Source organism: Massilia sp. 05N420, assembly GCF_056397205.1.
This window is the reverse complement of the sequence record NZ_JBFTMX010000055.1, coordinates 1-18,299: the sequence shown is the minus strand read 5'-3', so window position 1 is coordinate 18,299 and position 18,299 is coordinate 1. Positions and strand designations below refer to the sequence as shown.

25 protein-coding genes and 1 pseudogene are annotated in these 18,299 nt (G+C 65.9%); 15 read left to right on the top strand and 11 right to left on the bottom strand.

Going from position 1 to position 18,299, the window contains the following annotated elements:
* Positions 1–26: 26 nt before the first annotated feature.
* The 4 genes from AC1DIX_RS25035 (at position 27) to AC1DIX_RS25020 (ending at position 2,033) form a co-directional block, all read left to right on the top strand.
* Positions 27–305, top strand: coding sequence for a hypothetical protein (locus AC1DIX_RS25035; RefSeq protein WP_477328070.1), 279 nt, complete (start codon positions 27–29; stop codon positions 303–305).
* 95 nt (positions 306–400) lie between these two features.
* A complete protein-coding gene (locus tag AC1DIX_RS25030; RefSeq protein ID WP_477328069.1) occupies positions 401–1,021 on the top strand; it encodes a TetR/AcrR family transcriptional regulator in 621 nt (206 codons plus the stop codon).
* Between the two features lie 75 nt (positions 1,022–1,096).
* Complete coding sequence (locus AC1DIX_RS25025; RefSeq protein ID WP_477328068.1) at positions 1,097–1,810, top strand: SDR family oxidoreductase; 714 nt, start codon at positions 1,097–1,099, stop codon at positions 1,808–1,810.
* 25 nt (positions 1,811–1,835) lie between these two features.
* Positions 1,836–2,033 carry a hypothetical protein gene (locus AC1DIX_RS25020; protein ID WP_477328067.1) on the top strand — a complete coding sequence of 66 codons (198 nt, stop codon included), beginning with the start codon at positions 1,836–1,838 and terminating at the stop codon, positions 2,031–2,033.
* A 120-nt stretch (positions 2,034–2,153) separates the two neighbouring features.
* Here the strand turns inward: AC1DIX_RS25020 and AC1DIX_RS25015 are convergent, their stop codons facing one another.
* Genes AC1DIX_RS25015 through ygfZ form a run of 3 tightly spaced genes read right to left on the bottom strand, consistent with a single transcriptional unit; the run spans position 2,154 to position 4,279 of the window.
* Positions 2,154–2,915 (bottom strand): NRDE family protein, encoded by a 762-nt coding sequence (locus tag AC1DIX_RS25015; protein ID WP_442121323.1) that lies wholly within the window; start codon positions 2,913–2,915, stop codon positions 2,154–2,156.
* On the bottom strand, positions 2,906–3,208 hold the full coding sequence (locus AC1DIX_RS25010; RefSeq protein ID WP_477328066.1) for a DUF4936 family protein: 303 nt from the start codon (positions 3,206–3,208) through the stop codon (positions 2,906–2,908). The genes AC1DIX_RS25015 and AC1DIX_RS25010 overlap by 10 nt, the downstream gene beginning before the upstream one ends.
* Positions 3,209–3,220: 12 nt before the next feature.
* Positions 3,221–4,279: a CAF17-like 4Fe-4S cluster assembly/insertion protein YgfZ gene (gene ygfZ, locus AC1DIX_RS25005; RefSeq protein WP_477328065.1), complete on the bottom strand. Its 1,059-nt coding sequence runs from the start codon at positions 4,277–4,279 to the stop codon at positions 3,221–3,223.
* Between the two features lie 109 nt (positions 4,280–4,388).
* Between ygfZ and mltG the strand changes: the two genes are divergently transcribed.
* Genes mltG through AC1DIX_RS24980 form a run of 5 tightly spaced genes read left to right on the top strand, consistent with a single transcriptional unit; the run spans position 4,389 to position 7,991 of the window.
* Complete coding sequence (gene mltG / locus AC1DIX_RS25000) at positions 4,389–5,396, top strand: endolytic transglycosylase MltG (RefSeq protein ID WP_442121326.1); 1,008 nt, start codon at positions 4,389–4,391, stop codon at positions 5,394–5,396.
* The gene (tmk, locus tag AC1DIX_RS24995; RefSeq protein ID WP_477328064.1) at positions 5,396–6,019 is read left to right on the top strand and encodes a dTMP kinase; all 624 of its coding nucleotides are present in this window, start codon (positions 5,396–5,398) and stop codon (positions 6,017–6,019) included. Before mltG ends, tmk begins: the two co-directional genes overlap by 1 nt.
* Before the next feature lie 5 nt (positions 6,020–6,024).
* Positions 6,025–7,053 (top strand): DNA polymerase III subunit delta', encoded by a 1,029-nt coding sequence (locus tag AC1DIX_RS24990; protein ID WP_477328080.1) that lies wholly within the window; start codon positions 6,025–6,027, stop codon positions 7,051–7,053.
* Positions 7,050–7,448 carry a PilZ domain-containing protein gene (locus tag AC1DIX_RS24985; protein ID WP_442121328.1) on the top strand — a complete coding sequence of 133 codons (399 nt, stop codon included), beginning with the start codon at positions 7,050–7,052 and terminating at the stop codon, positions 7,446–7,448. The genes AC1DIX_RS24990 and AC1DIX_RS24985 overlap by 4 nt, the downstream gene beginning before the upstream one ends.
* 24 nt (positions 7,449–7,472) lie before the next feature.
* Positions 7,473–7,991: an N-acetyltransferase family protein gene (locus AC1DIX_RS24980; RefSeq protein ID WP_477328063.1), complete on the top strand. Its 519-nt coding sequence runs from the start codon at positions 7,473–7,475 to the stop codon at positions 7,989–7,991.
* Between the two features lie 14 nt (positions 7,992–8,005).
* Here the strand turns inward: AC1DIX_RS24980 and AC1DIX_RS24975 are convergent, their stop codons facing one another.
* Both AC1DIX_RS24975 and AC1DIX_RS24970 read right to left on the bottom strand, forming a co-directional pair.
* Positions 8,006–8,326 (bottom strand): DMT family transporter, encoded by a 321-nt coding sequence (locus AC1DIX_RS24975; protein ID WP_477328062.1) that lies wholly within the window; start codon positions 8,324–8,326, stop codon positions 8,006–8,008.
* Between the two features lie 153 nt (positions 8,327–8,479).
* On the bottom strand, positions 8,480–8,689 hold the full coding sequence (locus AC1DIX_RS24970; RefSeq protein WP_477328061.1) for a hypothetical protein: 210 nt from the start codon (positions 8,687–8,689) through the stop codon (positions 8,480–8,482).
* Positions 8,690–8,788: 99 nt separating this feature from the next.
* Between AC1DIX_RS24970 and AC1DIX_RS24965 the strand changes: the two genes are divergently transcribed.
* Both AC1DIX_RS24965 and AC1DIX_RS24960 read left to right on the top strand, forming a co-directional pair.
* Positions 8,789–9,571, top strand: coding sequence for a TatD family hydrolase (locus AC1DIX_RS24965; protein WP_477251453.1), 783 nt, complete (start codon positions 8,789–8,791; stop codon positions 9,569–9,571).
* A 14-nt stretch (positions 9,572–9,585) separates the two neighbouring features.
* Complete coding sequence (locus AC1DIX_RS24960; RefSeq protein ID WP_477328060.1) at positions 9,586–10,239, top strand: ankyrin repeat domain-containing protein; 654 nt, start codon at positions 9,586–9,588, stop codon at positions 10,237–10,239.
* An 18-nt stretch (positions 10,240–10,257) separates the two neighbouring features.
* Here AC1DIX_RS24960 and AC1DIX_RS24955 read toward each other — a convergent pair whose 3' ends face one another.
* On the bottom strand, positions 10,258–11,520 hold the full coding sequence (locus tag AC1DIX_RS24955) for a diguanylate cyclase domain-containing protein (RefSeq protein WP_477328059.1): 1,263 nt from the start codon (positions 11,518–11,520) through the stop codon (positions 10,258–10,260).
* A 227-nt stretch (positions 11,521–11,747) separates the two neighbouring features.
* Here AC1DIX_RS24955 and AC1DIX_RS24950 point away from each other — a divergent pair, with 227 nt between their 5' ends.
* From AC1DIX_RS24950 to lpxO, 4 genes are all read left to right on the top strand, one after another.
* The gene (locus AC1DIX_RS24950) at positions 11,748–12,680 is read left to right on the top strand and encodes a class I SAM-dependent methyltransferase (protein ID WP_477328058.1); all 933 of its coding nucleotides are present in this window, start codon (positions 11,748–11,750) and stop codon (positions 12,678–12,680) included.
* Between the two features lie 185 nt (positions 12,681–12,865).
* Complete coding sequence (locus AC1DIX_RS24945; RefSeq protein ID WP_442121338.1) at positions 12,866–13,066, top strand: hypothetical protein; 201 nt, start codon at positions 12,866–12,868, stop codon at positions 13,064–13,066.
* 124 nt (positions 13,067–13,190) lie between these two features.
* Positions 13,191–13,418 (top strand): DUF6139 family protein, encoded by a 228-nt coding sequence (locus AC1DIX_RS24940; RefSeq protein WP_442121339.1) that lies wholly within the window; start codon positions 13,191–13,193, stop codon positions 13,416–13,418.
* Positions 13,419–13,551: 133 nt separating this feature from the next.
* On the top strand, positions 13,552–14,451 hold the full coding sequence (gene lpxO / locus AC1DIX_RS24935; RefSeq protein ID WP_477328057.1) for a lipid A hydroxylase LpxO: 900 nt from the start codon (positions 13,552–13,554) through the stop codon (positions 14,449–14,451).
* A gap of 70 nt (positions 14,452–14,521) precedes the next feature.
* On the opposite strand, the gene AC1DIX_RS24930 is transcribed toward lpxO, so the two are convergent.
* The 5 genes and pseudogenes from AC1DIX_RS24930 to AC1DIX_RS24910 form a co-directional block, all read right to left on the bottom strand.
* Complete coding sequence (locus AC1DIX_RS24930; RefSeq protein WP_477328056.1) at positions 14,522–15,937, bottom strand: acetate kinase; 1,416 nt, start codon at positions 15,935–15,937, stop codon at positions 14,522–14,524.
* A gap of 24 nt (positions 15,938–15,961) precedes the next feature.
* Positions 15,962–16,462 carry a hypothetical protein gene (locus tag AC1DIX_RS24925; protein ID WP_477328055.1) on the bottom strand — a complete coding sequence of 167 codons (501 nt, stop codon included), beginning with the start codon at positions 16,460–16,462 and terminating at the stop codon, positions 15,962–15,964.
* 11 nt (positions 16,463–16,473) lie between these two features.
* Positions 16,474–17,163: a C39 family peptidase gene (locus AC1DIX_RS24920; protein WP_477328054.1), complete on the bottom strand. Its 690-nt coding sequence runs from the start codon at positions 17,161–17,163 to the stop codon at positions 16,474–16,476.
* A complete protein-coding gene (locus AC1DIX_RS24915; RefSeq protein WP_477328053.1) occupies positions 17,160–17,585 on the bottom strand; it encodes a hypothetical protein in 426 nt (141 codons plus the stop codon). Before AC1DIX_RS24915 ends, AC1DIX_RS24920 begins: the two co-directional genes overlap by 4 nt.
* 78 nt (positions 17,586–17,663) lie before the next feature.
* Positions 17,664–18,299 (bottom strand): annotated as a pseudogene (locus AC1DIX_RS24910) (hypothetical protein); the annotation flags it as partial.

Below are 18,299 nucleotides of genomic sequence, written 5' to 3'. Positions count from 1 at the left end.
ATCGGTAATCGCACCAGGAGGACATGATGGCGAACAACAAAGACACGGCCCGGCAAGGCAAACAGGACGTGCCCGACCAGGGCGGCGGGCGCAACGCGCAGGGCGGCGCCGATGGCAGCCAGCAAAGCGGTTTCCTGCACAGCTCGCCGGAAGCGAACGTCTTCCCGGCAGGGCATGCGCAGGCCGACAAGCCCGGCCGGCCCGGAGGCGGCGACTCGGCAGCCGGTACCCCGGACGAGGGCAGGCTGGGCGGCTCGGGCGGCACCTCGGCCCCCGGGACGACCGGCAACGATCCCGACCGCTGAAGCGGCTACCTGAACGGCCGTCAAGCATACCGCGGCGCCGTCCGCGGTATTTTTACTTCTTCCTTGACCAGGCGCCTCCCGCGACCTAATATGATATGCATCATATTGGAGTCGCCGCCATGTCCAGCACCCGATCCTCCCGCCATCAGCAGTCGCACGAGCGCATCCTCGACGCCGCTGCGCGCGCCGTACGCCGCGCCGGGGTCGCCGGGGTCGGTGTCGCGGAGGTGATGAAGGAGGCTGGCCTGACCCACGGCGGCTTTTATGCCCATTTCGCATCGCGCGATGCGCTGCTGGCCGAAGCGCTGGAGCACGCAGGCAGGCAGAGCAACGCCCGGGTCCGTGAACGCATGCGCACTCGCACGGACGCCGGCGAAAGTCCGCTCTCGGCCCTGGTGAACGAATACCTGTCCGGCGCGCACATGGAGGCGCTGGAACTCGGCTGCCCGGTCGCGGCCGTGGGCTCGGACATGCAGCGCGCCCAGGAAGCACTGCGTGGGGTCGCACAAAGCCGGGTCCGGGGCCTGGCCGCCCTGGTGGCCGACACGCTGCCAGGCGATGCGCCACCCGGCAGTGCCTGGGCGCTTGCCGCGACCCTGGTCGGCGCACTCCAGCTGGCGCGGGTGCTGGGGCCGGATGGTGGAGGAAACGAGGTCCTGCAGGCCTGCCGCGAGACAGTGCTGTTGCAGTACGTCCGCCAGGACTCGATCGTCTGAGGTGGAGGATGCCGTGCCGATGGGTGCGGCTTTTTTTCAAACTTGAATATGACGGCTGTCATATAAAGGAATGCCATGAAACTCGATAACGCCATCGTCTTCGTCACCGGTGCCAACCGCGGTCTGGGCGAGGAGTTCGCCCGCCAGGCCCTCGCCCTGGGCGCGCGCAAGGTCTACGCGGCCGCGCGCGATCCCGGCGCGGTACGCCTGCCGGGCGTGGTGCCGGTGCGGCTGGACGTCAACGATCCGGCCCAGGTGAAGGAAGCGGCCGCGGCCTGCGGCGACGTCACGCTGGTCGTCAACAATGCCGGCATCGCCAGCCCCGGCAGCCTGCTCGACGACGACAGCGTCGCGGCCCTGCAGCGCATGATGGAGACCAACGTCTACGGCATGCTGCGCGTCAGCCAGGCCTTTGCGCCCGTGCTGGCGAAGCACCATGGCGGCGCCTTCCTGAACGTGCTGTCGGTGGCGAGCTGGATCAGCACGCCGGGCCTGGCCGCCTACGCCGCCACCAAGTCGGCCGCCTGGAGCGTGAACAACGGCTTGCGGATCGCGCTGAAGGAGCAGGGGACCCAGGTGCTGGGCCTGCACGTCGGCTTCGTCGACACCGACCTGACACGCGGGATCGATCTGCCGAAACTGGCGCCGGCGGACGTGGTCGCCCGCGCCTACGAGGCGCTCGAGGCAGGCGCGCAGGAAGTGCTGATCGACGAGTTGTCGCAGGACGTCAAGCGCGGACTCTCGGCGGATCCCGGCGTCTACCTCGACGTCGTACGCCGTCCGGAGTGAATCGCGGTCGTGGTAGCATCGGCCGATGGAACGACGCACCGACTACAAGACCGCCCTGCTGATCGAAGCCGTGATTCATGAGGCGAGCGCCACCGGCATGCCGGCGTCGGCGCGCCGGCTCGCCGAGATCGGCGTGGCGATGGACGTGGCCTTGCGGGTGTTGACCCGGCCGGTGGAGCGGCGGCAGCAGTTCGAGTCGCCGTTCATGCGGCGGGAGTCGTAGAAGGCAAGGACTCGCTACGAATAAACGTCGTCCCCGCGCAGGCGGGATCCAGGTTTGCACGCGTTCCGCCTGCTCAAGCAAAACCTGGGTTCCCGCCTCCGCGGGAACGACGTGAAGGTTTTATGAAGCTTCCGCTTCCGGACAAGGCTGCAGCACGCGCTCGTGCAGCTCCGGCTCGCCGTCCTGGTAGAGCCTGACCACGGTCGAGGTACGGGTGCCGTAGCCCGGGATCTCGATGCAGACCGCGGATAACTGGCGCTCCACTTCGATCGGCACGCCGGTGTCCGGCAGGCGCAGGTCGGGCGCGCGGGTGGTATCGGCCAGCATTTCGAAATAGGCTTCCTCGGGGGCGCCCTGCAGCAGCAGGCTGGCGAAGCTGGCCTTGGTGCGCAGGACCTTCGGCCAGGGCGCGTCCAGCAGGCCGTTCGAGACGCCGTAGATGCCCGGGTCGAGGGCCTTGCCGTTGCGCGGGTCGCCGCCGGCGCGATTCGAGAACCAGTACAGGCCTTCGCGGTCGCCGAGGATCAGGTTGAAGCCGTTGTACTCGCCGGCGCCGGCTGCGATGTGGTCCAGGTAGGCCGGGGCGTCGAGGTCGCCCTTGAGGAAGTCGGCCACCAGGGCGCCGCGCGTGGGGGCGTCGCTGCGCCGCTCGCCGGGAGCGCGGATGTTCGTCAGCGCGGCGAACTTCGGGCCGTTCGGGCCCGTGCGCGTCACGCCCATCCAGCTGCCGCCGCCCTGCAGGTCGCGGCCGGCGATGATGTCCGGGTTTTCCGGCCAGGGGCCGGCCGGGGTGGCGGGACGGTCGTAGAATTCGTCGCGGTTGGCACAGGCGATCACCGGCACGCCGGGAATCACACGCCAGGCAAATACGATCAGGCACATGGGTTCAGCTCCGGAGTCAGGTCGACGAATACCTCGGTGCGGCGCGGGCCGCTGATCAAGGCACCGAGGCCGGCGCCTGCGGCGGCGCCGTCGACGGTGTCGGCAAAGGTATCGGCGGCGCCGGGATAGACTTCCATCCAGGTCTGCAGGCCGTCCTTGCTGTCGGGCCGGCGCTTGAGCTGGACGGCGACGCCGTGGCTCGCCGCCAGCGCCGCCTGCATCGCGCGTACGCGCGGCACCAGCGCGGCGGCGTCCGCCTCGCGCACCTTGTAATAGACGTACAGGTCGATCATGGGCGCGGGACGTCAGTCGGCCGGGGTGTCGATGGCATAGGGCAGCGGCAGGAAGGACAGCGGCGTGCCGCCGGCCGCGCCGTGGCGCACTTCCTGGTCCAGCGCGGCCAGCTTGATCTCGACCAGCGCATCGGCGCCGCCCTGGCCGTTCGGGGCCGCGTTGACGATCATGCCGCAAGGCTGGTCGGGGTCGTCGCTGGCGAACACTTCATCGCCGGCGCGCGCGGCCGCATTGGCCAGCGTGGCCAGCACCATGCGGCGTTTCAGCTTGCCGAGGTACTGGCTGCGGGCGACGATCTCCTGGCCCGGATAGCAGCCCTTCTTGAAGTTCACGCCGCCGATCAGTTCGAAGTTGATCATCTGTGGCACGAACTGTTCCTGGGTCGGCTGGGTCACCTGCGGCACGCCGGCGTGGATCTCGGCCAGGTGCCAGGCGACGTTGCCGCCCAGCGCCAGCGTCTCGCGCAGCTGCGGCAGGGCGGCGATGGCGGTGCCGGCGCTCGTGATCCACAGGTAGCGCGGCGCATCGAAGGCGTCGGCCAGGCGGATCACGGTGCCGGCCTCGCCCTCGGTTTTTGCATAGGGTGCCTGCGGCAGGGCGCCCGCATGGCGGGCCAGCGCTTCCTGTGCCTTGGCGCCGGCCAGGCCGAGGACCGCGGTGGTCGCGGCTTCTTCGGTGGCGTCGCGCAGCTTGGCCTTGGCGCGCAGCACGAACATGGTGAGGCGCTTCTGCAGCGGGGCCTGGATGGTGCGCGGCAGTTGCAGGTAGATGTCCTGGGCGCCGCGCCACATCAGCAGGCTGGCCTGCATGCGGCCTTTCGGCGTGCAATAGGCAGCCAGGCGGGCTTCACCGGCGCCGAGGTGTTCGACGTCGTTGGTGAGCTGGTTGTGCAGGAAACTGGCGGCGTCGTCTCCGCTGACGGCGATGAGCCCGAGGTCGGTGACCGGCGCCACCACGCCGCCCGCCAGGTCGGCGGCCGAGAGGGTCTTTCCGAAATCTTCGATCTGCGCCGCTTCGTCCTGATGGAAGCGGGCGCCCAGCGAGGCGAGGTGTTCGATCCAGTTATTCATACAATCCACGTATCAAATTCGATTTAAATCTCGTTTAGGCTTTATCATTACGGCCTCATTATAGGGTTGTCGACAAAATCGCGCCGGGCACGGCGCAAAACCAGCACATATGGCATTTATAAGAAAACTCATCGTCACCGGCGTGATCGTGTCAGTCGCAGCCGTCGGCGGCTTCCAGTGGTGGGCGGGACGCCCGATTACCGCAGCGGACAGCCCCATCATTCCTTTCGCAATCGCCCAGGGCAGCGGCGTCGCCGGTGCTACCCAGCAGATGGCCACCGCCGGCGTGCCGGTCAACGGCTTCCTGTTCGGCGTGCTGGCCCGGGTGAGCGGCAAGGCCGGGCAGATCAAGGCCGGCAGCTACGAGCTCAAGCCGTCCACCACGCCGCGGCGCCTGCTCACCCAGCTGGTGCGCGGCGAGTTCGCCCAGGAATCGCTGACCATCATCGAAGGCTGGACCTTCCGCCAGATGCGCCAGGCGGTCGACGCCGCCCCGAACCTGAAGCACGAGACGGCCAGGCTGTCGGACAAGGAATTGCTGGCCAAGGTGGTCGCGGAAGATAAATACAAGGCCCCGGAAGGCCTGTTCTTCCCGGACACCTATCTGTTCGCGAAGAATTCGAGCGACCTGCAGATCTACAAGCAGGCGCACGAGATGATGATGAAGCGCCTCAAGGCGGCCTGGGAGAAACGCGATCCGAACCTGCCTTACACCGACCCCTACCAGGCCCTGATCATGGCCTCGCTGGTGGAAAAGGAAACCGGCCAGAAGAGCGAGCGCGCGATGATCGCCGGCGTGTTCGTGAACCGCCTCAAGACCGGCATGCTGCTGCAGACCGACCCCACCGTCATCTATGGCATGGGCGACAAGTACGACGGCAAGATCCGCAAGAAGGACCTCGAGACCGACACCCCGTACAACACCTACACGCGCGCCGGCCTGCCGCCGACGCCGATCGCGCTGCCGGGCGTGGAGTCGCTGGCCGCCGCCCTGGCGCCGGCCAGGACCGAGGCCCTGTACTTCGTCTCGCGCGGCGACGGTACCAGCCACTTCTCGGTCAACCTGAACGAGCATAACAAGGCGGTCAACCAGTACCAGCGCCAGGGGGCGAAATAATGGTCGACTCGTCGAACCGGGGCCGTTTCATCACCTTCGAAGGCATCGACGGTGCCGGCAAGTCCACCCACATCGGCTTCGTCACCGGACTCCTGGAGGACGCCGGCAAGTCCGTGGTTTCGACCCGCGAACCGGGCGGAACAAAGCTCGGCGAAAAACTGCGCGAGCTGCTGCTGCACGAAAAGATGGACCTCGAAACCGAGGCCCTGCTGATGTTCGCCAGCCGCCGCGAACACATCGCCCAGGTGATCGAGCCGGCGCTGGCGCGCGGCGACTGGGTGCTATCCGACCGCTTCACGGATGCCAGCTTTGCCTACCAGGGCGGCGGGCGCGGCCTGCCGATCGAGAAACTGGGCCGGCTGGAGCACTGGGTCCATCCTCACCTGCAGCCGGACCTGACCCTGCTGTTCGACGTGCCGCTGGAAGTGGCGCGCGAGCGGCTCGATGCCACCCGTAATCTCGACAAGTTCGAGTCCGAGGAGGCGGCGTTCTTCGAGCGCTGCCGTAATGAATATCTGCGACGCGCCACGGAAAATCCCGGGCGCATCGTGGTGATCGATTCGACCCGTTCGATCGATGAGGTCCGCATCGCGCTGCGTGCGGCATTGGAGAAGTTGTTGTGACGCGCATCGCCCCGATCTACCCCTGGCAGGAGCAGGCCTGGACGCAGCTGCAGCAGATGCGCGTGCGCCTGCCGCATGCAATCCTGTTCTACGGCCCGGCCGGCATCGGCAAGGCCGACTTCATCGAAGCCTTTGCCCAGGCGCTGCTGTGCGAAAACGTGCGCCCCGATGGCCATGCCTGCGGCGAGTGCGCGTCCTGCGGCTGGTTCGCCCAGGGCAACCATCCGGACTACCGCCGCGTGCGTCCGGAAGCGCTGGAAGACGAAGCGCCGCCGGCCGAGGGCGAGGAAGCGGGCGACGCCGACAAGAAAGGCAAATCCAAGACCGCCTCGAAGGACATCAAGATCGAGCAGGTGCGCGCGCTGACCGACTTCATGAACATCTCGACCCACCGCCAGGGCTTGCGGGTGGTGGTGCTGTACCCGGCCGAGGCCCTGAACATGCCGGCGTCGAACGCACTGCTGAAGACGCTCGAAGAACCGCCGCCGGGCACCGTGTTCCTGCTGGCATCGAACGGCCTGGACCGGCTGCTGCCGACCATCCTGTCGCGCTGCCGCAAGTTCGCGCTGCCGATGCCGGACCACGCCCAGGCCCTGGCCTGGCTCGAAGCCCAGGGCGTGCAGGACGCCGACGGCTGGCTGCGCGAGCAGGGCGGGGCGCCGCTGGCGGCCCTCAACCAGGCCGAAACCGGCAGCCGCGAGGAACTCGATGCCCTGCTGCAAATCCTGGCCCAGCCCAGCGTCGACGCCGCGTTGCGCGCGGCCGACAAATTGAGCAAGGCGCCGCTCGCATCCCTCGTCGCATGGCAGCAACGATGGCTGTATGACGTATTTTCGTACAAGCTCTCCGGCACGATCCGCTATTATCCGCGTTACCGCCAGCAGCTCGCCAACCTGGCCGGGCGCGTGCATACGGCCAGGCTGATGCAGGCGATCAAGGCGACCAATGAGCGGCGCGCGGTGGCGGACCATCCCTTGTCGCCGAAATTGTTTGTCGAGGACATGTTGCTCGATTACGAAAAAGGATTCCGATGAACGGCTTGCCCACCGATCCGAACGCTCCGCCGGGCTTGCCGACGGCTCCGCAGGCGCCGCGGCCGTCCGTGCTCTCGCTCGCCATCAAGGAAAAAGCCGCGCTGTACGCGGCCTACATGCCCTTCCTGAAGAATGGCGGCATGTTCGTGCCGACCAACAAGCCCTACAAGATCGGCGACGAGATCTACCTGATCCTGTCGCTGATGGACGACCCGAACAAATACCCGATCGCCGGCAAGGTGGCCTGGATCACCCCGGCCGGCGCCAACAATAACAAGGCGCAAGGTATCGGCGTCCACTTCCCGGCCGACGAAACCGGCCAGCGCGCCAAGCTGCGCATCGAAGAGCTCCTCGGCGCGGCGCTGCGATCGTCGCGCGCCACGCACACCCTGTAATCACCGTTTCCCTGTAACGCCACTATGCCGCCGTACGTACACCGCCTCGCCCGCATCGAAGACCTGCCCGTCATCGTCGATATCTACAATTCCACCATCGCCTCGCGCGAAGTGACCGCCGACACCGAACCGATCACGGTCCAGTCGCGCGAACAATGGTTCGCCGACCACACGCCGGAACGCCGTCCGCTGTGGGTCGTGCACGACGCCGACGACACGTCGGAGAACCCGGAAGTGATCGGCTGGTGTTCCTACTCGAACTTCTACGGCCGTCCGGCGTATTCCGGCACCGCCGAGGTGTCGATCTATATTGCCGAGGCATGGCGCGGCAAGGGCATCGGCCGCTATTGCCTGGAGCAGGCGATGGCCTTTGCGCCGAACATCGAGGTGCATACGTTGCTGGGCTTCATCTTCGGCCACAACGCGCCAAGCCTGGCCCTGTTCCGCAAATACGGTTTCGAGACCTGGGCCAATTTCCCGCGCGTGGCGAATCTGGATGGGATCGAGCGCGATCTGATCATCCTCGGCAAGCGGGTGGCCTGAGCTGCCGTTCAGCGTCACGACGGCGCCGAGAGTTTCATCAGCACCAGCCCGCTGACGATGAGGGCGGCCGCGATCGCGCGCTGGACGGTAAATTGTTCGCCAAGCACGGCAATGCCGAGGACAAATGCGCCGACGGCGCCGATGCCGGTCCAGATGGTGTAGGCGGTGCCGAGCGGAATGGTGCGCATCGAGAAGGACAACAGGCCAAAGCTGGCCGTCATCAACACGAGCGTGAGAACTGCGGGAAGAGGTCGGGAAAAGCCATCCGACAACTTCATCGAATAGGCCCATGCAACTTCGAGGGCGCCGGCGATCATAAGCATAATCCAGGCCATGACTCACTCCTTGCTAGAGCGGGTCGTCCCGAATCAGATACCCGGGGTTGCCGGGGGAGGTCGTCCTCCTGAGGAGGCTAAATTATAGGCAGCAACAGGCTGCGGGGTCAACGCTTGCGGCCGGCCCCACCTTGTTCAGCATTGCCCGCGGCTTCAATCGCCTGGTCCCTCGCCGGGCATGGTGTCCGCCATCAGGCGCAGCTCTTCCGGCGTCAGTTCTTCCGGCTTTTTGTTCGCCAGGGCGTCGTAGTCCGGGTGCTTGTCGGGTTGCGCTTGCTGCTGCGATTGGCCAGACTGCTGGGCGGTTTGCTGGTTGCCGGGCGAGGCCGGTTGCTCGTTTTGCTTCTGCTGTTCGTTGCTCATGATAGGGCTCCGCGCTGAAAGGTCTTGCGAGCGAGTTTGGCACAGAGGCGATTGCGGTGGCGTCCCGTTCATTGGGGCCGACTCGCGTACAATATCGGGATGTACATCGATTCACACTGCCACATCAATTTCCCGGAACTGGCCGCCCGCATGCCCGAGATCCTCGCCAGGATGGCCGAGAACAAGGTCGACAAGGCGCTGTGCGTGTCCGTCAACCTGCCGGAATTCCCGAGCGTGCTCGCGCTGGCCGAGCAATATCCGCATATCTACGCTTCGGTCGGCGTCCATCCCGATTACGAGGACACGCCCGAGCCCAGCGTCGACGAGCTGGTGCGCCTGGCCGACCATCCGAAGATCGTCGCGATCGGCGAGACCGGCCTCGACTACTACCGCCTGGAGGGCGACCTGGAATGGCAGCGCGAACGCTTCCGCACCCATATCCGCGCCTCGCGCGAGACGCGCAAGCCGCTGATCATCCATACCCGTTCCGCCAGTGCCGACACCATCCGCATCCTGCAGGAAGAGGGCGCGGCGGTGGACAAGGGCGGCGTGGCCGGCGTCATGCACTGCTTTACCGAGACCCTGGAAGTGGCGCAGGCGGCCATCGAGATGGGTTTCTACATCTCCTTTTCCGGCATCGTCACCTTCAAGAGCGCGAAAGATCTGCAGGCCGTGGCCAAGGCGCTGCCGCTGGACCGTATCCTGATCGAAACGGATTCGCCTTATCTGGCGCCCGTGCCCTACCGTGGGAAAGTGAACGAGCCGGGTTTCGTGCCGCATGTGGCCGAGTTCATCGCCACGCTCAAGGACGTGCCGCTGCGCGAAGTGGCGGAGCGCACGACCGACAATTTCTATAAACTCTTCAAGGTTCCAAACAATTAAGGAGTGAGTGCGCCATGATGCAGCGTCGCGGTTTTCTTCGCCTGGCCGGCAGGACGGTTCTTGCGGCCGTCTTCGTGGCCGCCTTCCCCGGAACGGCGGCCTTCGCCGTCACCACCGACCAGACGGCCGACTTCTACCGCGCCGTGCAAATGGATGACGTCAAGACCGTCAAGTCCCTGCTGGCCGCGGGCGTCGATCCGAACCGGCAGAATCCGCTGGGCGGCGAGCCGCCGCTGGTGCTGGCGGTGCGCGAAGGCTCGATGCGGGTGTTCCAGGCGCTGCTCGACCAGCCCGGCATCCAGCTGGACGCGTCCGCCACGAACGGCAACACGGCCCTCATGATGGCGGCCTTCAAGCGCAACCGGCCGGCTGCCGAGGCCCTGGTCGCACGCGGTGCCACCATCAACCGTCCGGGCTGGACGCCGCTGCATTACGCGGCCGCCAGCGGCGACGAGGACATCGCCCGCCTGCTGATCAAGCGCGGCGCCAGGGTCGACGCCGTCTCTCCGCCGGCCAGCGGCAGCTATACCCCGCTGATGATGGCGGCGCGCGAAGGGCATCCGGACATGGTGGACTTCCTGGCCAGACAGGGCGCGAATCCCGCTCTCCGCAACAGCGAAGGCTTGACTGCGGCCCAGCTCGCGAAACGGGCGGCCGGCGCCCACTGAGGGCAGGGCACCGGCCTCTCAACAGGCGGCCTTGGCAGGATGTGCCTTCCTGGCCTTTTTTTGGCGATACATGCAGGTGTCGGCATGTTTCAGCAGCTCTTCGATCCCTTGACCGTGGTCCGGGAATACCGCGCAGCCAATACTGGCCCCGACACGCAGCTCGACGCTCTCGATCCGGATCGGGATTTCCATCGCTGCGCCGATCTGCTGGGCGATTCGGCTGGCGTCATCCGCCGCGTTGAGGTCTTCCAGGATCAGCACGAATTCGTCGCCACCGATGCGCGCAACGGTATCCGAATCGCGCGCGCAATTCGCCAGGCGGGCGGCGACACCGCGCAACAGCTCGTCGCCGGCTGCGTGACCATGGACGTCGTTGACCTGCTTGAAGTCGTCGACGTCCACGTATAGCAAGCCCATCCTTGAGCCTGTGCGGCGTGCGCGCGCCAGTGCGGTGCCGATGCGGTCGAAGAACAGGTAGCGGTTCGGCAGGCCGGTCAGTTCGTCATGGCAGGCGTGGCGTAGCAAATCGTCTTGCAGGCGTTTGCGCTCGAGGGCCATGCCGATCTGACCCGCGGTGAAACCCAGCAGTTCGCGGTCTTGCGCCGGATAGGCGGCCTCGCCGCGGGGTCGCAACAGCAGGCCGCCGATGGCGCCGTCCCTGCCGCGCAGCTCCAGCGCCAGCCAGCCCTGCGGCGGCATGCCGCGCCATTGCTCGAAGTGATGTGAGCCGGGCGGATCCCCCTCCGGGTTCTTCAGGTAGATCGTCCTGCATCCGCCACAGACGTCTTCGGTGACGACTGCCATCCCGATGACGCCAACCAGCTTGTCGAGCACCGCGTGGATCTCCCCGCACAGGCTCGCCAGGTCGGGCGCCTGATGGGCAGCCTCGGAAATCGCATACAGCGCCGCCTGCCGGCGCTCGGCCTGCTTGCGGGCGGTGATGTCGCGCGCAACGCCGATGCGCAGGTTCAGCGCATCGATTCGCCGTGCGGACCACATGATGTCGACCAGGCTGCCATCCTTGCGGCGGTAGCGGTTTTCGAAGCCGATCCGCTCGTCTCCGGACTGTATGCGCGCCGCTTCCTCGCGGGTACGGGCGAGATCCTGCGGCGCAAGGAAATCGAAGAGCTTCCGGCCGATCATTTCGTCCGGACGGTAGCCCAGCAGTCGCTCGCATCCGGCGCTCACATCGACCAGCCTTCCGGTCTCGTCGACAAGGAAGACGACATCGAGGAGAAGGTCGGCGACGTTCGCCGACAGCATACCGATGGTGAAGGACATGATCGATAGGGCATTGTGCCCGCGGCCGCTGACGCCTTCATACTAGCACTGCCATTTGCGGCTGCAAAACAATTCTCCTTGAATGAAGAAGGCGGCGCCCAAACTGCCAAACTGGACCGGAAACCGCCGTCATCTCGAGGCATCGCACAAACTGTTTCTTGAAGATAATTCAGCCGTAGACTAACCATGGCACCGGCGGGACCGCGGAGCTGACAACAAGGAACAACATGCTGAACGAACGCGAAATCGAGAGCTGCTACCTGGGACAATTCATTCCGGTCCATTACCACCACAATATGCTGATGGACCAGAATCGCATGCACGGCTTCAAGTCGGCGATTTTCCACGCCGTCAAGCCGGGCGCCAAGGTCCTGGAACTGGGTGGCGGCACCGGCGTGTTGTCCTTTTTTGCCGCGCAGGCCGCCAGCAAGGTGTATTGCGTCGAGTTCAACCCGGACATGGTGCGTGAAGCGCGCAAATTCCTGGCGATGAACGAGAACGGCCACAAGGTCGAGGTGATCCACGCCGACGCCTCCGAGTACCTGCCGCCCGAGCCGGTCGATGTCGTGATCTGCGAGATGATCCATGTCGGCATGGTGCGCGAGAAGCTGGTCGAGGTGATCGAATCCTTCAAGCGCCGCTACCTGGCGCGCTTCGGCGGCCCGCTGCCGGTGTTCCTGCCGGAAGCCGTCATCATGGCGGTCCAGCCCCTGCAGCAGGAATACGACTTCGAAGGCTTCCAGGCGCCGATCGTGCAATTCCAGGCGGCCAATGCGGTCTATCCGGGCACGGTGGAGCTGGCCCAGCCGGCCGTCTACAGCATCCTCGATTTCAAGCAGCCGGTCGACTCCCTGATCGCCTGGGAAGGCCGTTTCCAGGTCGAAAAGGCCGGTCGCTTGAACGCGCTGCGCTTCATCACCAAGAACGTGTTGTACATCATCGAAGAGCAGGGAACCACGGTCGACTGGCTGAACCATTACATGATGCTGCCGCTGGCGCGGCCGCTGGATGTGCGGGCGGGCGACGTGGTGCAAGTCAGCTTTGCCTACCGCTGTGGCGGCTCGATCCCGTCGCTGGAAGCGTCGATCCGGGCCGAGCTGGTGGCGCGGTTTGAAGAGGAAGCGGTTCGCGAGCAGGCCGGCGCGGCAGCGTACGCCTGAGCCGCCGCCGGGGCATCCGGTCCGGCACCATGGAAAACGGCCCCGCCTGGGGCCGTTTTCCATTTACCCCCGCTTTTCTTCCGTTTATCCCCGTTGGCTGCTTTTCATCGCATCGGGATTGCCCCCGCGCCGTCTTGTCATTACAGTCACAGCATCGACGTCACTTCTCACCGAAGGAGCGAACAATGCTCGGATTTCTCGCCTGGTTGCTGCTGCTGTTCCTGTGCTGGCCCGTGGCCCTGCTGGCACTGTTCCTGTATCCGCTGGTCTGGCTGATTCTGCTGCCCTTCCGCCTGGTGGGGATCGGCGTGGAAGCCGTGTTCGAGCTGCTGCGCGCCATCGTGATGCTGCCGGCGCGGGTGCTGGGGGCGTCGCCGGGCCGTTGAGCGCCAAAAAGTTTCTTGTCTTAAAGCCAGTGTGCGTCGATTAACAGACTGTGCTCCGCCCTTCGCCTATCGTGGGCATACTGATGGCTTGAGTCCATCAGCCATGCTTTGAAAGGAAACGACTATGCGCCTGGATATTTACCGCAGAGCCGAACAGGACGGCAAGTTCTCGTACCTGGCGGTGCCCGAAACCCGCAACATCCCCGAGGAAGCCACGAATACAGACTGGGAAGTCGAAGCCCGTGCGGTCGAGGTGGACGACGACGCCCAGCAGATCGACGACTACGATATCCAGAACCTCTCCGGCCAGCTGGCCGAGAAAGGTTACGCTGTCACCTCAGTCATGCACTGACCCTGTAGCAGGTCCACGACAAGTCGCAGCCTGACGCCGGCACCTCCGCCGCATACGGGGAGGGCCCGCGGGCGGCTGCGCGTCGCATATGGTATCCTTGCGCTCCGTTTAGACAGGTGCAAGTGGAGGCGTAATGAAGTGGGCAGTCGTGGGTTTTCTCATCCTTTCCGTGCTGCATATTCATTTCCGCGGTAAGGTCCGCCTCCCGTTCGGCCGCCAGCTGTTCGACCATTCGTCGTTCATGGCACCGATCAATATCTTCATGCACCTGTTTTCGCGCGTGCCCAGCACGCCCTACATTCCGGTGCGCGAATTCCCCGAACTCGACGTCCTGCAGCAGAACTGGCAGGTGATCCGTGAAGAGGCGCTGAACCTGGTGGCGCTGCAGAAGATCAAGGCCTCTGAAGAGAACAACGACGCCGGCTTCAATTCCTTCTTCAAGACGGGCTGGAAGCGCTTCTACCTGAAGTGGTACGACGCCAGCCATCCGTCGGCCCAGCGCCTGTGCCCGAAGACCTATGCGCTGCTGCAGGGGATCCCGTCGGTGAAGGCGGCCATGTTCGCCGAACTGCCGCCGGGCGCGAAACTGAACCCGCACCGCGACCCCTTCGCCGGCTCGATGCGCTACCACCTGGGCCTGGCCACGCCGAACGACGACCGCTGCTTCATCGAAGTCGACGGCCAGCGCTACAGCTGGCGCGACGGCCAGGGCGTGATCTTCGACGAAACCTTCATCCACTGGGCCGAGAACACCAGCGGCCAGGACCGCGTGATCCTGTTCTGCGACGTCGAGCGCCCGCTGCGCTTCCGCTGGGCACAGGCGGTCAACCGCTGGCTGGGCCGCACCATGATGACGGCCGCCGCCTCGCCCAACGAGAGCGGCGACCAGACCGGCCTGGTGAGCAAGCTGTTCCGCATCTCCCACGTGATGGGCCAGTACCGCCGTCGCTACAAGGCCTGGAACAAGAACGCTTACAAGGCTACCAAGGTGCTGCTGATCGTCGGCCTGGCTGCGCTGATCTACTACATCTGATTCCTGTTCTTCATAAAAAACGGCGCGCCAGCCCGCGAGGGCGGCGCGCCGTTGCCGTTCATGGAGCGCTTCAGAACGAAAATGGAACCCTGACCATCAAAGTAACGTCCGGGGTATCGCGGGTCAGGCCGGCGCCGACCGAGACGTTGAGGGTGCGTTTGTCGCTGAGGCGATACGAGTAGCCCAGCAGCAGCGTGCCGAGCTGGATGCGCACCGAACCCGGCACCACCTGGCCGTCCTGACGGGTGCGCGCCACGGAATTGTGGTCATAGCCGATGCTGAACGAGGCCTTTTCGTTGAGCGCCAGGCCCATGCCGAAGTTGAAGCCGAACACATCGCCCGGTTTCACGTCGCCCAGGAATTCCTTCGCGCCGTTCAGGACGGTGCGGTAAACGTTGCCGCGCTTGAAGTTGTGGGTGTAGCTGAAGCTGCCGAAGAAGATGGCCGGGTCGGACGGCATCAGCCACGTCACGCTTGGCTGCAGGGAATAGAAGCCGGAGCCGGTCGGCAGGTCGAGCGGCAGCCCGGTGCCGGTGACGTTTTCGCCCACGCAGCGGGTCTGGCAGTCGGTCACGACCTGGAAGGGATCGCGGCCGGTGCGGGTCTTGAAGCGCAGGCCGGCGATGTAGTACGGCTTCTCGACGCCACCGTCGTTCAGCTGGTAGCGCCAGCCCAGCTCGATGTCGCCAATCGCCTTGCCGCTGGTTTCGAAGGCGCGTTCGGCCGCGGTGCCGGTGAAGATCTCGCGGCTGACGGTGGCATCGCTGCGGTAGACGTAGGGAATCTTGGCTTCGAGCTCGAGGCGGTTGTCGAAACCATAGCGGAAGGTGGCGGCCGCGGTCGTGGTGTTGCGCTTGACTTCACGCACGTCCAGCAGGCCGATCAGGAGCGCGGGAATCACCGTGTAGCCGACCAGGGCCACGCGGTTGCTGGACGAATAGCCGTACTGCACCGAGGGCTCGAACACCATCTTGCCGCGCGGCGTCAGTACGCCCGGGCTTTCGAAGATCGGCGCCACCTGCGGTGCGCGCGCGGCTTCGCTCGGCGGACGGCCGACCGCGTTGCCGCCGTTGACTGGCTGCGGCGAAGGCGGCGGCGCGCCGCCGTTGTCCGTCTGCTGGCCGGTGTCGGCCACCGCGGCCGCGCCGGTGCCGCGCAGGCCGTCCAGCGAGGAGCGCGGCGCGGCGGCCGGATACGGCGCCTGTCCGTTGACGGGCGCCGACAGCGGCGACGGCATCAGCACCGTGGCTTGCGGCGCCTGCTGCGGGTTGCCGGTGCCGCGCAGCTTGTCGAGCTGGGTCGGCTGAGCGACCCCGCTCGCGCGCAGTTGACGCTCCAGCTCGTCCACCCGGGCGCGTTGTTCTTCCAGCTGTTGCCGCATGATCTTCAGCTGTTCCAATAGATCAGGCGATTGGGCGCCTGCAGGGAAGGCCGCAAGGATGAGACTGGCCCCAATCGCAGTGGACAGCGCTGGAAACTTTCGCATATTTTTTTTCTCCGTGTCGTGCCGTCACCTTCCTGTGGCGGCGGTGTTTAAGGCGTTCGCGAGCGTGGACTGGAAATTCATGGTTTGCAGTAGTCCGCGCGCGTCGACGCTGGCGTTGATGATGGTCTGGTTGTTGATCAGCTGGTTGTTCAGGCTGTTCTGGATGAAGGTCCCGCCCAGCACGTTCCCGAGTTGGAGGCTGGCGGCGCCGACGCCGTTCTGGATCAGGTTGACCTGACCGGCGGTCTCGGCCGAGGCCCTCGACATGCCGCTGGTCAGGGCGCCGAGGTCGCCAAGGTTGAGCTGGCTGCGTTCGGCGACGTTGCCGTTGATGGTGACAATGCGTTCGATGCCCAGCGAGACGATGAGGCCACCAGGGGTCTCGAAGCCGCCGCGCAAGTCGTCGAGGGCGGCCGGGCCGACCGCCTGCGCGGGGTCGAAGGCTTGCTCCGGTGCGCCCGCCAGGCCTTGGCCGGCGATTGCGGCGCTGGCCAGCAGCAGGCAGAACTTGACGGTGAGGCGCATGGTATCTCCTCTTAAAAATCGGTCGGGCCGAACTTCGGCAGGCTCAAGTTATCGATGCCGGTCCGGTTCACCGCGTCGCCCAGCGGCGCGCGTGGTGCGGCACGCCAGTCGGCGCTGAGATTGAACTGGGGGCGGGACGGCGCGTCGTGGACCACGAACAGCAGCCGGCTCGGCCAGATGGATTCGAAATGTTCGCGCGTGATCGCGCGGGTGCCGCTGGACGGGTCGCCCAGCAGGATGCGGCCATCCTCGGCGCCCTTGATGACGACGAAGTGGTTGTAGCCCCTTTCGGAGATCAGCACGATGGCCGGCACCTTGGCCTGGATCAGCTTGTCGATCGGCTGACGGAAGCCGTCCGCCTTGAAGCCGATCGAGGCCAGGTAGCGCTGCATGTCGAGCAGCGAAAAGCCTTCGCGCCGGATCTTCTGCTGGTCGCCTTGCTCCCACATGGCCTGGAAGGCCGTGGTTTCGCTGATCGGATAGCCATAATGGTGGGTCAGCAGTGTGGCCAGCGCGGCCGAGCCGCAGCTGAAATCGTACTGCTGGCGGGTGGTGGAGATGAACTTCAGTTCCTTCAGGCTGTGCACTGGAACGTTAAAACGGGCGCCACCCACGATCGGCAGCTCGGCCGCGTTCACGCAGGTGACGCCCATCAGTGCGCACAGCAGGGCATTTAGCAGATGCGGGGCGCTACGCTTCATTTGAATTGCACATTGATGACGGTGGAACTCTGGATCAGCACGTTGGCTCCGCTGTTCTGGATCACGACCGGTATCCCGGACATATTCGAAAACGCGCCGGAATCGATCACGTTGTTCCCGGTGGCGACGTTGACCGCGCTGTTGCCGGTCACGACACCAGAGAGCTTCACGTCGTTCTTGGTATCCGTACCGCCGCGCGACTGATCGAGCTTGCCGAGGTCGGCGGCCGGGCCGAAATCGAGGCCCAGGCCGGACCGGGCCGGGGCTGCCGTTTCCGGCCTGGCCTCCTGCCTGGCCGGGGGCTGGACTGCCCCGTCCTGGCCGGCCTGGGGCTCGCCGGCCCAGGCCGGAGACGCCAGCAGCGCGAGCGCAGCGATGCCGCACACGCGCTGGACGACTCCCTGCTTGAATGGTTGCTGCATTCTGTACCCCCGTTTGCTCTGCTCTTGATCCGACAACTGCCGCGCCCGGAGGCGCGGCAGTCGATTCGCCTGGGCCGCTTACTGGCCGCCGACGTTCAGGTTGGCCTGGACGTTGACGCTCTGCTGGACCAGAGAGGAGATGCCGGTGTTCTGGCTGATGACCATGATGCCTGCCGCATTCTGGCCGGCGCCGCTCATGTTGTTCGACATGTTGAAGGTGCCGGCATTGACGCTGTTCGAGCCGCCGTTGCCGCCTGCACCCGCACCGCCCGCACCGTTGGCGCCGTAGCCGGTGGTGATGGCAGCCAGGTCGCCGCCACGACCGCCGGAGCTGGTGCCGCCTGCCGCGCCTGCGCCGCCAGCGCCGCCGGTCGAGCCGCCGTTGGTGGCCGCACCGCCGGTTGCCGTGCCGCTGGCCGACGAGCCGCCTGCGCCGCCGGTGCCTGCAGTGTTCGACGCCGAACCACTGGCTGCGCCGTTGCCGCCAGCCGCACCTGCGGCGCCTGCCGCACCGGCGCCGCCGGCACCGCCGGTCGAGGTGCCGCTTGCGCCGGCACCGCCCGCACCCGAAGCGCCCGCCGTGTTGCCGGCACCAGCGCCGCCGGTGCTGGTGTGGCCAGAACCGGCGCCGCCGGTTCCTGCGGTAGCATTGCCGCCAGCTGCGCCGGCGCCTGCGGTATTGGTGGCCGAGGACCCTGCGCCGCCGGCAGCACC